13 protein-coding genes are annotated in these 13,084 nt (G+C 69.9%); 4 read left to right on the forward strand and 9 right to left on the reverse strand.

The annotated features are described in order from the left end of the window. Window positions 1–6: 6 nt before the first annotated feature. Window positions 7–1,614, reverse strand: a complete 1,608-nt coding sequence (locus tag ACH34Q_RS14780; protein ID WP_395983468.1) for an ABC-F family ATP-binding cassette domain-containing protein — start codon at window positions 1,612–1,614, stop codon at window positions 7–9. A 318-nt stretch (window positions 1,615–1,932) separates the two neighbouring features. Between ACH34Q_RS14780 and ACH34Q_RS14785 the strand changes: the two genes are divergently transcribed. Next, complete coding sequence (locus ACH34Q_RS14785; RefSeq protein WP_395983469.1) at window positions 1,933–2,304, forward strand: hypothetical protein; 372 nt, start codon at window positions 1,933–1,935, stop codon at window positions 2,302–2,304. Window positions 2,305–2,404: 100 nt separating this feature from the next. On the opposite strand, the gene ACH34Q_RS14790 is transcribed toward ACH34Q_RS14785, so the two are convergent. The 3 genes from ACH34Q_RS14790 to ACH34Q_RS14800 all read right to left on the reverse strand — a co-directional run bounded on the left by ACH34Q_RS14790 (window position 2,405) and on the right by ACH34Q_RS14800 (window position 4,155). Then, window positions 2,405–2,947, reverse strand: coding sequence for a DUF6183 family protein (locus ACH34Q_RS14790; RefSeq protein WP_395983470.1), 543 nt, complete (start codon window positions 2,945–2,947; stop codon window positions 2,405–2,407). Window positions 2,948–3,115: 168 nt separating this feature from the next. Continuing rightward, window positions 3,116–3,310, reverse strand: a complete 195-nt coding sequence (locus ACH34Q_RS14795; RefSeq protein ID WP_395983471.1) for a DUF397 domain-containing protein — start codon at window positions 3,308–3,310, stop codon at window positions 3,116–3,118. Then, on the reverse strand, window positions 3,307–4,155 hold the full coding sequence (locus tag ACH34Q_RS14800; protein ID WP_395983472.1) for a Scr1 family TA system antitoxin-like transcriptional regulator: 849 nt from the start codon (window positions 4,153–4,155) through the stop codon (window positions 3,307–3,309). The genes ACH34Q_RS14795 and ACH34Q_RS14800 overlap by 4 nt, the downstream gene beginning before the upstream one ends. Window positions 4,156–4,558: 403 nt before the next feature. Here ACH34Q_RS14800 and ACH34Q_RS14805 point away from each other — a divergent pair, with 403 nt between their 5' ends. Both ACH34Q_RS14805 and ACH34Q_RS14810 read left to right on the forward strand, forming a co-directional pair. Beyond that, the gene (locus ACH34Q_RS14805) at window positions 4,559–4,957 is read left to right on the forward strand and encodes an ATP-binding protein (RefSeq protein ID WP_395983473.1); all 399 of its coding nucleotides are present in this window, start codon (window positions 4,559–4,561) and stop codon (window positions 4,955–4,957) included. Between the two features lie 109 nt (window positions 4,958–5,066). Then, a complete protein-coding gene (locus ACH34Q_RS14810; RefSeq protein ID WP_395983474.1) occupies window positions 5,067–5,663 on the forward strand; it encodes a hypothetical protein in 597 nt (198 codons plus the stop codon). A gap of 46 nt (window positions 5,664–5,709) precedes the next feature. Here ACH34Q_RS14810 and ACH34Q_RS14815 read toward each other — a convergent pair whose 3' ends face one another. Beyond that, window positions 5,710–7,401 carry a proline--tRNA ligase gene (locus tag ACH34Q_RS14815; RefSeq protein ID WP_395983475.1) on the reverse strand — a complete coding sequence of 564 codons (1,692 nt, stop codon included), beginning with the start codon at window positions 7,399–7,401 and terminating at the stop codon, window positions 5,710–5,712. 106 nt (window positions 7,402–7,507) lie between these two features. Between ACH34Q_RS14815 and proS the strand changes: the two genes are divergently transcribed. Further along, the gene (gene proS, locus ACH34Q_RS14820; protein WP_395983476.1) at window positions 7,508–8,956 is read left to right on the forward strand and encodes a proline--tRNA ligase; all 1,449 of its coding nucleotides are present in this window, start codon (window positions 7,508–7,510) and stop codon (window positions 8,954–8,956) included. A 32-nt stretch (window positions 8,957–8,988) separates the two neighbouring features. Here the strand turns inward: proS and ACH34Q_RS14825 are convergent, their stop codons facing one another. From ACH34Q_RS14825 to ACH34Q_RS14840, 4 genes are all read right to left on the reverse strand, one after another. Continuing rightward, window positions 8,989–9,486, reverse strand: a complete 498-nt coding sequence (locus tag ACH34Q_RS14825; protein WP_395983477.1) for a DUF6328 family protein — start codon at window positions 9,484–9,486, stop codon at window positions 8,989–8,991. A gap of 74 nt (window positions 9,487–9,560) precedes the next feature. Beyond that, window positions 9,561–11,648 (reverse strand): SpoIIE family protein phosphatase, encoded by a 2,088-nt coding sequence (locus tag ACH34Q_RS14830; RefSeq protein ID WP_395983478.1) that lies wholly within the window; start codon window positions 11,646–11,648, stop codon window positions 9,561–9,563. Between the two features lie 107 nt (window positions 11,649–11,755). Beyond that, window positions 11,756–12,520 carry an ANTAR domain-containing response regulator gene (locus tag ACH34Q_RS14835; protein WP_395983479.1) on the reverse strand — a complete coding sequence of 255 codons (765 nt, stop codon included), beginning with the start codon at window positions 12,518–12,520 and terminating at the stop codon, window positions 11,756–11,758. A gap of 88 nt (window positions 12,521–12,608) precedes the next feature. After that, window positions 12,609–13,019 carry a CBS domain-containing protein gene (locus ACH34Q_RS14840; RefSeq protein ID WP_395983480.1) on the reverse strand — a complete coding sequence of 137 codons (411 nt, stop codon included), beginning with the start codon at window positions 13,017–13,019 and terminating at the stop codon, window positions 12,609–12,611. Window positions 13,020–13,084: the final 65 nt, after the last annotated feature.

A 13,084-nucleotide genomic window follows, 5' to 3' on the forward strand; every position in this document is an offset into this window, starting at 1 on the left:
GGCACACTACCTGGCGCGAATCACCCGGGACTCGTCCCAGACCGGTTCCGGCGCCTCGTAGACCTTGCCATCCGACCCGAAGACCAGGAACCGGTCGAACGACCGCGCGAACCACCGGTCATGCGTCACCGCCAGGACGGTTCCCTCGTACGACTCCAGGCCCTCCTGCAGCGCCTCCGCGCTCGCCAGATCGAGGTTGTCGGTCGGCTCGTCCAGCAGCAGAAGAGTGGCCCCGCCCAGCTCCAGCAGCAGGATCTGCAGCCGTGCCTGCTGCCCGCCCGACAGCGTCTCGAACGGCTGCTCGGCGCACATCTGCAACTCGTACCGGGCCAGGGCGTTCATCGCGTGGTTCTGGAGTTTGGCGTGCTCGGTCATCACGATCTCGCACGGGGTTCGTCCGGCCAGCTCCGGCCGCGCATGTGTCTGCGCGAACAACCCCGGCACCACCCGCGCCCCCAGCCGGGCCACCCCGGTATGCGCGACGTGCTCCCCGGCGAGCAACCGCAGGAAGTGGCTCTTGCCCGACCCGTTGGAGCCCAGCACGGCGACGCGCTCCCCGTACCAGACCTCGGAGTCGAACGGCCGCATCAGGCCAGTGAGCTCCAGTCCCTCGCAGATCACCGAGCGTTTGCCCGTACGGCCGCCCTTGAGCCGCATCTTGAGGCTCTGGTCCCTGGGCGGCACCTCCGGCGGCCCCGCCTCCTCGAACTTCCGCAGCCGCGTCTGCGCCGCCTGGTACCGCGACGCCAGCCCGTCGTTGAACGTGGCCTTCTGCTTGAGCATGGCGACCAGCTGCTTGATCTTGGCGTGCTCCTCGTCCCAGCGCCGCCGCAACTCCTCGAGCCGCTCGTTGCGGTCCTTGCGGGCCTGCGCGTACGAGGCGAACCCGGCCCCATGCACCCAGACCTTCCCGGCCTCCACGGTGATGATCCGCCGCGCCGCCCGGTCGAGCAGCTCCCGATCGTGCGAGATCAGCAGCACGGTCTTGGGCGTCTCCCTGAGCCGCTCCTCAAGCCACTGCTTGCCCGGTACGTCCAGATAGTTGTCGGGCTCGTCGAGCAGAAGCACCTCATCGGGCCCACGCAGCAAGGCCTCAAGCACCAGACGCTTCTGCTCGCCACCCGACAGCGTCCGTACGTCCCGATAGCGGCACCGGTCATAGGGAACGCCCAACGCGGCCACGCAACAGGCGTCCCAAAGGACCTCGGCCTCATAACCGCCGGCGTCGCCCCACGTGGCGAGCGCGTTCGCGTACCGCATCTGCGTCGGCTCGTCGTCGCGCTCCATCATCGCCAGCTCAGCGGCGTCCAGCGTCGCCGCCGCCTCCCTGATACGCGCCGGCGCCACCGACACGAGCAGGTCGCCCACGGACGACTCGTCCCGTACGTTCCCGACGAACTGCCGCATCACCCCGAGCCCGCCACTGTGCGAGACCGTCCCGCTCTGAGGCGCCAGATCCCCGGCGATCATCCGTACCAGCGTCGTCTTGCCCGCCCCGTTGGGCCCCACCAAGGCCGCGACGGCACCGTCCCCGACCCGGAACGACACATCGTCGAGCAACAGCCGCCCATCAGGCAGCACATGCTCGACATGCCCGACCTCAACGTGCCCCACTGGTTTCCCCCTCCGAGCCCAACCTACGAGTGTGAGCACCCCCACCCACAAGGGCAAACGGTTTTCAGCGCCCCACCGCCGCCCCCGCTCGACCGACCAACGGCGCCTCGGTCACGTGGCCCGGATCCCGGCGGCATCGACCGACACGATCTGGAGTGGGCGCATTGGCGCAGGTATCCATCGAAGAGTACGCAGTGGCCGACCGTACGCGATCACCACAGCACCAGACGTCGCCCAAAGCGCCGTCCGGGAGCCGACTGCATCGTGAGAGTCTGATCTTGAAGGGGGTGCGACCGCGTGAGGCTCACCTGTGACCCCGTGTACAGCGAAGTGGATCTCAAGGCGTCGGCGGCGGAACTGAATCGTCTGGCGGACGCGGTGGCCGAGGGCGAGGGCGAGGTCCTGCTCAGCTCTACGCCTTCGCCCCGCAGCGACGCCCTGGCGGGGATCGTGGTCGAGGGAACTGCAGGTCCCGGTGTCCTTGTACATCTGGATTCCGAGCGGCGGTTCCTTGTGATCAGCGGTGACTCCGCCGGCCGGGAGGTGCTCGCGGACAATCTGCGCGGCATGGCGTCCGCCGAAGATGGCGGTCATCTCCACATCGACTATTTCCCCGGGCACTTCTACCTCGCTGAAGGGTCTGTGCCGCTGGTGGTCATCAGCCCGCACGGAGGCATGCCGACCCGCTGAGCGCCGGTTGCTGCGGTCAGCGGTCGCAGGCGGCGACCGAGACCCGCAGCGCCTTGTCCGGGTATTCAGCGCCCCTGACGACCGGGCGGTTCGAGCCCGGTCAGTCGCTGTCGGTGGCGGCCAAGATCGCGATCGTGTCCCGGCCCGGCCACAGCGCCGCAATACCGAGATCCCAGAACGCGGCCATCCGGGTGTGCCACGGGGAGCTGAACATCAGCCATTCGCACTGGCGAGCGGCGCTTGCGATCTCCCGCCGCTCCGGTACCGGGCCTTCCGTGTCCCCGGACAGGGCTCCGGACAGGGCGGCGTACGAACTCCACGCGTCCAGCTCGGCGAGCTCTGGGTTCCGGCCGTGACTGAGGAGACCGTCGCGGCGGGCGTAATACCGGAGCGCCTTCCGCACCTCGTCGGCATCGGCCTGCCGAACGTCCAGATCGCCGCGCCGGTCCTCCCAGATCGACCCCGCTCCGAGCCGCAGCAGGACGCTCTTGCCGAATCTGGCCCGGCCGAGCGGCCGGTCGAGCTTGAAGAGACTCGCCTCGCAGATCGCATCGTCTTGGGCCTGGTCGGCGAGCAGCACGGCCTTCGCGTAGCGAGCGGCCGGCCACTCGACCTCCGCGACCTTGAATTCGGACGGTTTCACGGGCCGCAACGGACCGCTGGAGGGCGGAAGCGCACCATCGTGATCCTTTGCCTTCAGGAACGGATCACGCTACCGGCTCGTACCGAGCCGTGAACCGCGACGCCGACACCCAGCCCGCACGGCGCCCCGCCGCCTAGACGAGCGGGGCGTAACATCAGCGCCGACGTCTTACGGCTGGTTCTGGATGTGCCCGATCAGGCGCGCCCAAGCTGCCGCGGGCATGGTCAGATACGGCTCGTCCGGTGCCTTGGAGTCCCGTACAGCGACGGTCCCGCCCGAGCGGGCCACCTCGACGCACTGGTTGGGAGTGGTGTCGGATCGGCTGCTCTTTCGCCAAGTGGCGCCGCTGAAGTCATCGGTCATGACCCCATCTTCCCCGACAAAGCCTTGCGAAGTAGATCAAGTGTGGTGTCCTCGGACAAGGCGGCGTTAATGATGTGACGGAAGTCGGAGTGGAACCCGGCTACCTCATGGGCTGCGTCGAAGTATCGTTCGCCGGCTCGGTTCTCGACCATCACCACGTCAGGGTCGATGGGGTCGTGAAACGTCAGGATGGCGAACGAGTTCCCGGCCGACGCGTAGAGCCCCGCCGCGTACGGGATCACGCGAAGGTGGATGTTGTCCAGCGTCGCCATCTCGATGAGATGCCGGAACTGTTCTTCGGCGATCTGAGACTGTCCAGCGATACGCCACAGAACGACCTCGTCAACGATGGCGTGAAGGGTGAGCGGATCTTCCGCAGTCAGTCGAGCTTGGCGCTGGAGGCGTGCGTTGACGCGGCGTTCCGCTTCTTCGGCGGCAAGAGCGGACCCGAAGCTCTGCATGGTGGCGTGCGCGTAGCCGGGCGTCTGGAGCAGGCCAGGCAACAGAGTCGGTTGGTAGTTGCGGATCTCGGCGGCAGCGCTTTCCAACTGGACGTACGGGCCGGGCAGTAGATCGGTGTAGGCGGACCACCAGCCGCCGCGCTTGCGAGCGTCCCGGCCAAGGTCGAGCAGCCGGTCCCTGTCCTCGGTGCCCACCTGGAACAGCAGGAGCAACTGCTTCAGGTCGCTGGTGCTGACCGTGCTCTGCGCGTTCTCGATCCGGACGATCTTGTTCGAGGAGACCTCAAGCTCCCGGGCGACGTCGTCCTGCGAGAGCCGGTGCGCGATCCGGAGGGCGCGGAGCTCGGCGGCGAGTCGGCGCCGGAGCACGAGCGAGGCACTCATTTCTTAGCAACCACCTTGTTAGGTAACAGATCAAGAGCTATGTTCTGGTGGTGACAGTATGCCATCGCGCGATCACAGAACGGGGAGCAATGGCGAACATTCGGCACGAGGCCGAGGACGTCGGCTCGTGGACCCAAGTACGGGCGCCGTCCGTACCTGAACTGCGTCGGCACTACCTCGGGTGGCTCGAAGGGCAGCTCTCTGAGCGGGGTGTCAGGGCGCGGGGCGTGCGGCCGGACAAGGGAGGAACAGAGGTCCGGCGGGTCGAGCGCGGGGACGGAGCGAGGTTCATCACCTGTGTGCCAGCGCCGCAGCGGGATACCTGGGCATGGGTGTGGCCGAGGGGCTGGGCGCTGGTTACGGACCCCGGCGCGGTGGCCATGGTCGCGAAGGACATGGCGCGGTGACGGAGAAGAGGATCCTGGGTACGGTCACGCTGCCCGGCGACACCGCGAGCGTCCGGCTGTTCCGGCGGTTCGTCGCCGACATCATCGGGACGTACTGGCCTACCGGCGCTGAGAAGTTCGACGACGTCGTTCTGCTCACCTCCGAGTCGGTGACCAACAGCGTCGTCCACTCCGATTCACGGCGCGGCGGGGTCGTCACCCTGTCTCTGATTGCGAGCGATGCCGCCTTGCGCGTCGAGGTGCTCGACGCAGGCGGCGAGACGCTGCCCGTACAGGCTCAGGCCGGTGAGCTGTGTACGAGTGGACGGGGCGTCTTCCTGGTCGAGGCACTGGCGCGGGGCTTCGGTCATCGCGTCGATGCGCAGGGCCGCTTGCTCACCTGGTTCGAGGTCTGACGGCACCGTCCTTGCTGACGCGTGACGTGCTCGTTCATCTGCAGCCCGCGTGGCTGGAGCGCTGCTATCGATGCGGCACTCTCTTGAGGGAGAAAGGGGCGGTGATCGCATGCGCCATGTTCAGGGTGACCTTGAGTTGCGGCCGGACTTCCGGGCAGGGATGTTCGTACTGACCGCTTTCCTGGTGGCCACTGTGGTCATCGTCGCGGCGATCCTGATCGGCGACGCCCCGACGGTGTTCGCCCCGATCGTGGGTCTCGTGTTCGGCGGGCTGATCCTCATGGGGATGGGGGCTCTGCTTCGCGCCCGGGTCATCCTGACGCCGCACGAGATCGTCGTCAAAGGACTGTTCTTCCGGCGGCGCGAGTCGCGGTCGCGTGTCGCCGAGCTGGTGCGCGCGACCATCATCGTGCCGCGCGGAGCCGCCGGTGAGAGCCTGTTCGTGCTGGACGCGCACCGGAATCTGCTCATCAGGGTGTCCGGCGGCGCGTACAAGCGCGAGGACTTCGACCGGCTGGTGAACGCGCTCGGCGTGCCGTGCAGCGGGCCCGACGCGGCCGTCCCGGGCAAGGAGTTCGCCAAGACGTACCCGGGCTTGCTGCCCTGGGTCGAGCGCCATCCCTATCGGTTCGCGTTCGCGATCGCCGGCGGCATCACCGCCGCGCTGCTGGTGGTGGTGCTCATCGCGATCGCGACAACGTCCTGATGAGGGCGGCTCCGCCTGCCGCTGATCCCCGCGGCAGGGGCCGCTGTCAGGTGAGCAAGGTCTGGACGTGCTTGACGGCCTCGGCGAACGGGATCTTCTCGGTCTCGCCGGTGGCTCTGCGGGTGATCTCGATCGTCCCCTCGGCGAGGCCTCGGGTGCCTACGGTCAGGCGGTACGGGATGCCGGTCAGTTCGGCATCGCGGAATTTGACGCCGGCGCGTTCCGGACGGTCATCGATGATGACTTCCACTCCGGCGGCGGTCAGGTCCTCGTAGAGCTTCTCGGCGGCCTGGGCCGTTTCTTCGTCGCCGGACTGGGCGACGACCACGGTGACCTGGAACGGAGCCACGGCGACGGGCCAGACGATGCCCCGGTCGTCGTGGTGGACCTCGATCAGGGCGGCCATGGCGCGCTCGATCCCGATGCCGTACGAGCCCATGATCAGCGGGGTCTGGCGGCCGTCGGGGTCCAGGACCTCGGCGCCCAGGGCGCGGGAGTAGCGGTCACCGAGCTTGAAGATGTGGCCGATCTCGATCGCGCGGGTGGCCTCCAGCGGCTCGCCGCAGCGGGGGCAGGGCTCGCCCGCGCGCACCTCGCGGAGGTCGGCCCAGGTGGTGACGGGAATGTCGCGTTCGATGTCCACGCCGCGCAGGTGGACGTCGTCGCGGTTGGCGCCGGTGAACATGGCGCGGCGGCCGCGGAGCGCCTCGTCGGCGATGATCGGGATGTCCTGGACGCCTACCGCGCCCAGGCTGCCGGGTAGGGCGCCCAGGGCTTCGTGGATCTCGTCGGCGGTGGCGGCTTGCAGGGTGTTGGCGCCTGTCGCGTCGGCGAGTTTCTGCTCGTTCAGCGGGTGATCGCCCCGGAGCAGGACGAGGGTGAGCGTGCCGTCCAGGAGGTGGACGAGGGTCTTGATCTGGCGGTCGCCGGGCGCGTCGTAGGCCAGCAGGTCCTCGATCGTACGGACGCCGGGGGTATCGAACGGCTCGGGCGCGGGCAGGCCGGGGCCGTCCTCGGAGGGCGCCAGGCGCGAGGTGGCCTTCTCGATGTTCGCGGCGTACCCGCAGGGGCTGGTCAGGACGGTGTCCTCGCCGGCCTCGGACGGGCACATGAACTCCGTGGAGCCGGCGCCGCCCATCGTTCCGCTGGACGCCTCGACGGCGAGGGCGGGCAGGCCGAGCCGGTCGAAGATCCTCGTGTACGCGCCGTGGAAGGCGTCGAAGGCCGAGTCCAGGCCCGCTGGGTCGATGTCGAAGCTGTACGCGTCCTTCATCGTGAACTCGCGGGTGCGCATGAGCCCGGCCTTGGGGCGCGGCTCGTCCCGGAACTTGGTCTGGAACTGGTACCAGCGCTGGGGGAGCCGCTTGTACGAGTTCAGTTCGCGGGCGACGGAGGCGAAGATCTCCTCGTGCGTCATGCCGAGGGCCAGGTCGGCGCCGCGCCGGTCGCGCAGCCGGAACATCTCCTGGCCCATGAGGTCCCAGCGGCCCGAGCGCCGCCAGGGCTCGGCCGGGTGCAGGGCGCGCAGGAGCATCTCCTGCGCGCCGATCCAGTCCATTTCGGAGCGGACGACCTCGATGATCTTGGCCCGTACACGCATCGCCAGGGGCAGCAGGGAGTAGTGGCCGGCGGTGAGCTGCCGCACGTATCCCGCACGCAGCAGCAGCTTGTGGCTCGCCGCTTCGGCCTCAGCCGGGTCCTCCCGCAGGGTGGGGATGAACGTCCGGGACCAGCGCATTCGGGTGCTCCAACCTTCGGTCACGCTCGGTCAGGTGATGGGGCGAGATTCTAGACGCTCGGGGTTTACGTGCTGGCAGCCCCGCGTTACTTAGTACGCTCGGGGGGTGAGTCGAGAAGGTGTGACGCCGCAGAGCGAGGATTTCTCCGCTTGGTACAACGAGCTGGTCATCAAGGCCCAGCTGGTGGACCGGGGGCCGGTCCGGGGCACGATGGTGATCCGGCCGTACGGCTACCGGGTCTGGGAGCTGCTCCAGGCCGACCTGGACCGGCGGATCAAGGACGCCGGCCATGACAACGCCGTGTTCCCGCTGCTCATCCCCGAGTCCTACCTCAAGCGCGAGGCCGAGCACGTCGAGGGCTTCTCGCCCGAGCTGGCCGTGGTCACGATCGCGGGCGGCAAGGAGCTGGAGGAGCGGCTGATCATCCGGCCGACCTCCGAGACGGTCATCGGCGAGTACATGGCCAAGTGGATCGACTCCCATCGCGACCTGCCGCTGCTGCTCAACCAGTGGGCGAACGTGGTGCGCTGGGAGATGCGCCCGCGGATGTTCCTGCGGACGACCGAGTTCCTCTGGCAGGAGGGGCACACCGCGCACATCGACGAGGCCGACGCGATGCGCGAGACCATGTGGGCGCTGGACGCCTACACGTCGGTGGCGCGTGACCTGTGCGCGATCCCGGTCGTACCGGGGGAGAAGACGCCGGGCGAGCGGTTCGCCGGAGCGGTACGGACGTACACGATCGAGGGCATGATGCGGGACGGCCGGGCGCTGCAGTCCGGTACGTCGCACTACCTGGGCACCAACTTCGCCAAGGCGTTCGAGATCCAGTACCAGGACGAGGAGAGCAAGCTCCAGCTGGCTCACACGACCTCCTGGGGGCTGAGCACCCGCATGATCGGCGCGGTGATCATGACGCATGGCGACGACAAGGGGCTGGTGCTGCCGCCGCGACTGGCGCCGTACCAGGTCGTCGTGGTCCCGATCGGGCGCAAGGAGCAGGGCGAGCAGGCGGCGGCCGAGGCGCGCAAGCTCGGTGCCGCGATCAAGATGATGGGCATCCGGGTCCATGTGGACGACAACCGTCCGCAGCTGTCGCCCGGGTTCAAGTTCAACGAGTGGGAGATGCGGGGCGTCCCGGTCCGGATCGAGTTCGGCATGCGCGATCTGGAGAACGGCGTCGCCACCGTGGTGCGCCGCCTGCCGACCGAAGAGGGTCAGGGCAAGGAGCAGATCCCGCTGGAGAAGGTCCCCGAGCTGCTGCCCGGGATCCTGGCCGAGTTCCAGTCGTTCCTGCTGGCCCGCGCGGAGACGTTCCGGGACGAGCACACGGCTCAGGTCGACGACTTCGAGGCGTTCAGGACGCAGGTCGACACCGGCTGGGCGACGGCGTTCCACTGCGGCCGTCCCGAGTGCGAGGACGAGATCAAGGCCGACACGGCGGCGACGCCCCGGGTGATTCCGGCGGACGCGCCGGAGGAGACCGGCGCGTGCGTCAAGTGCGGGCAGCCGTCCGCGTACGGCAAGCGCGTGATCTTCGGTAAGGCCTACTGATCACGCGCCGCCAATCGCTTGCTTCCTGCTGATCATTCGTCGCTGGGCCGGGCCGGACGCCCGGCCCGGCGGCGGATCAGCAGCGGCTGGACGAACCACGCCCACCCGCAGAGCACCACGACGGCCGCGGCCGTGAGGGCGGCGGCGAGGTCCGAGACCAGGGTGTGGATGATCAGCGTGGTGGCGGAGGTGATCGAGGTCGCCAGCGCCAGCGCGCCGAAGATCCCGAACCGGTTGGCCCGCCGGATCAGCGCCGGCTTCTGGTTCAGCTGGAACAGGATCCGGTGCTGGATCACCGGCGCGATGAAGGAGATCGAGGCCACCGCGGCGCTGAACAGCGCCACGTAGAACAGCCGCCGGCCGGTGGCGTTCACCTCGTCGAAGCCCGGCGCGAACGGCACCGTGAGCAGGAACGCGAACAGCACCTGCACGCCCGTGACCGCCACCCTGAACCCTTGCAGCATCTCCATCAGCTGCCGGTCGAGGCGCTCGTGCTCGGTCTCGTTACGGGCGTTGTTGCTGGGCCTCATGCGCGAGGACATACCCCCGAAAACCAGGACCTAGTCGGCGTGTCGCGGTCCGTGCCGGTCATGCCCGTGATCGATCAGGGCAGCTCGCGCGGCAGCACCCGTACGGCCAGCATCGACACGTCGTCGCGCAGATCGCCGTCGCAGAAGTCCAGCAGGGCCCGCTCCACGGCGTCGAGCATCTCCTGTACGGAGTGGGTCGCGGTGCCCGCCAGCGTCTCCAGCAGCCGCTCCTGCCCGAACTCCTGGCGGGACAGGTCGCAGGCCTCCAGGACCCCGTCGGAGTGCAGGAACAGCGTGTCGCCGACGCCCAGGTCGATGGTGTCGATCCCGGCCTCGAAGTCCTCGAACAGGCCCAGCGGGACGCCCCCGCGCGAGGCGGTACGGATCACTCCGTCGGCCCGGACGATGATGGCCGGCGGATGGCCGGCGGTGCCGAGGGTGATCGTCACGCGGTCGTTGCCGATCTTCAGACCGGCCATGACGGCGGTCACGAAGCGCTCCTCGTCCAGCAGGGCGTGGTTGACCGCGGACAGGACCTCGTTCGGGTCGTCCCGCCAGCGCGACATCAGCCGCACGCCGTGCCGGGCGGTGGCGGTGACCGCCGCCGCGTCCTCGCCCTTGCCGCAGACGTCGCCCAGGACCATGCCCCAGCCGTCCTTGGTCGGGAACACGTCGTAGAAGTCGCCGCCGACCTCCGCGCCGTGGGTGGCGGCCGTGTAGTGCGCCCCGAGCGCGACGCCGGGGATCGAGGGGAGGCGCCTGGGCAGCAGGCTGGACTGCAGCGTCTCGGCCACCTCGGCGCGCCGCCGGTACAGCCGCGCGGCCCGGATGACCAGCGCCAGGTAGCGGCCGAGCCGCTGCACGACCGCCAGGTCCATCAGATCGAACGGGCCGTGCTCGCCGCTGCCCGCGAGGGTGATCGTGCCGAGGCAGCGCTCGCCGTCCTCGATCGGGACGCACAGCGTCGTGGTGACGCCGATGGTGCCGCAGATCGGCTGGCCGTCCGGGCCCGAGCCGAGCAGGTCCAGGTCCTCGATGTGCGGGCGCAGCGCGCTCTGCCGGGTCGTGAACACGGTGGCGGGCAGCGTCCCGGGGCCGGGGTCGAGCTTCTCGATGGCCTGGGTGGCCTCGATCGAACGCTCGTCGTCCGGGCCCATGACGACCTGCCGCTGCAGCCGTCCGGTGCCCGCGGCGGGGTCGGCCGGATCGGGGCGGCCGCCCGGCTGCCACGGCGTCTGGCCGGCCTGCGCCGCGCCGTTCGCGCCGGCCAGGTCGATGATCGCCCAGTCCGCCAGCTCGGTGGCCAGCAGCCGGGCGCAGCGGCGCACCGCCACGGTCTCGTTGAAGACGGGGTCGTCCAGCAGCAGTTCGGCGGCGTTGGCCAGCACGTCCATCCGGTGAACGATGGTGGCCACGGCGTGGTCGTCGTCGGCGCGGACGGCCGCCGTACGGGGCGCCTCCGTCAAGGGGGCCGAGGGGGTCCCGCTCGTCCCCTGTACCCCGGCCGTCGCCCTCGACGAGGCCCGGGGCGACGCCTCCTGGCGGGCGCCCGCCGCCTTGCCCGTAGCCGCCTCGCCCGCCGCCGGGTCCTCGCCGGTGGGCGTGGTGCTCGGCCCGGCCACGGCGACGACCATCGGGTCGGGCTCGCCGCGGATCCACACCCGCGCCAGCGTCACCACCGCGTCGACCGGCCGCTCGCGGCCCAGGAACCGGACCGGTACGCGGCGCCGCCGCCCGGTGCGGACGACCCCCGCGACCTGGGAGCGCAGCGCGGCCCGGGTCGCCAGATCGCAGAACGCGGTGAACTGCTTGCCCGAGACGTAGCCCGGTGAGGTCCCCAGCAGCGTGGCCGCCTGCCGGTTGACCCGGCGCACGCTGGTGTCGCGGTCGATCAGGAACAGCGGTACGGGGGCGTCCTGGAAGACGGTCCGCAGCACCCGGCGCTCGGTCTCGGCCGACGCCGAACGCCCTGCGGCGTTGGAGTGGTCGGAGCCCATGGTGCGCAGTGCCGTCAGGGCCAGCTCGAGCTCCACCAGTGCCGCGTCGAGGGTGGCCTGGAGGTCGGGCGCGGGCATGCCGGCAGCCTGCCGGAGTTCACCGATCCGGCCTTCGAGATCGGTGATCTCCCGCATGATGCTGCCGGGTTCGAGCTGGTCGGGCATGAAGGGAGCTCCCTACGGTCCCAGGGGCACGGCAGCACCGGACCGGGCTGGTCAATGCGCCGGGTACGACCGCCGAGCGCAGCTTATGCCGGTTTCTCATAGTGGGCCTAGTCGGTGGTTCGATCAGGCCTTTCGGTGATTTCGGGGAGTCCCTGGTCGCCCACGATCCGTTGCGCGAGCGCGGTCAGCTTCACGTGCCGGGTCTGTGAGATCCGCCGCATCTCGGCGAACGCGTCGTCGGCGTCGCAGCCCAGGGCGTGCATCAGGATGCCCTTCGCCTGGTCGACGATCGCGCGGGCCTCGACGGCCTCCTGGAGCTGGACGGCGGTGCGGTGGACGCTGTCGTACTGCAGCGAGTTCGACATCGCGGCGCTGCCCTGGGCCACCAGCAGGGACGCGATGGCGTGCTGGCTGCGCGCCAGCGCCCGCGCACCCACCCCGTACAGGGTCAGCGTCACCAGGACCGGCGCCCTGACGTGCGGGGTGGTGCTGAAACAGCGCACGCCCCGGCTCAGCATGTCGTTCACGGCCTCGGGCCAGCGGGTCTCGACCAGGATGTCGTCGGAGGACACCGCCCGCCGGTGCTCGACGACGTCGAAGACCGGGCCGCGCCGGCGGGCGAGCTGCCGGTCGGCCACCTCGGCCAGGTCGGGATGGCTGGCGGCCGAGGCCAGCGGCTCGGGCCGCTCGCCGGCGTCGCCGGATGGGATCGCCCACCGGATGCTCGTGGCGCCCGCGCAGCCCGGAACGGCCTGGCAGGCCAGCTCGGTGACCCGGTGGAGGGTCCCGATGTCGGAGGACTCGCCGACGATGCCCAGCCGGGCGATCTCCACCGCGAGCTGGTCGGTGAGGACGGACGGGGTCTGCTGCACAGCTCGACGGTATCCGTTATGTCGGGCTACCGGGGCCCGGGAGGACAGGTCGGCGGCCGGGATCCGCCCGTGATCCAGAGGCCGCCGTTCAGAGGTTCGGCGGGGCCTTGCTGATGTCGCACAGGGCATGGGCGCCCGCGCCGTCCAGGCCCTCCATGATCGCCAGATCGCCGATCGAGACGATGCCGACCGGGCGGTACTGCTCGTCCACCACGGGGACGCGGCGGACCGCCTCGTCCCGCATCAGCCGCAGTGCGGTGTCCACGTCGTCGTCGGGGCCGACCGTGATCGGCTGCGCGGTGCACACCTCGCTGAGCGGGGTGTGCGCGGCATCCCGGCGCTCGGCCACGCCGCGCACGACGATGTCGCGGTCGGTGACCAGCCCGCACAAGCGTCCCGAGAACGTGACCAGCACGTCCCCGATTCCCACGTCGCGCATGATCCGCGCGGCCTCGTCCAGGGTCGCGTCGAGGGGCAGCGCCCGCGGACTGACGGTCATGACGTCGCTGATTCTCCGCGACATGGGCGTCGGCCTCCCATCGAGGGCGGCCCGGACCGCGGTCC

Source organism: Actinomadura sp. 9N407 (assembly GCF_044326315.1).
In the GTDB taxonomy this organism is placed as follows: Bacteria; Actinomycetota; Actinomycetes; order Streptosporangiales; family Streptosporangiaceae; genus Spirillospora.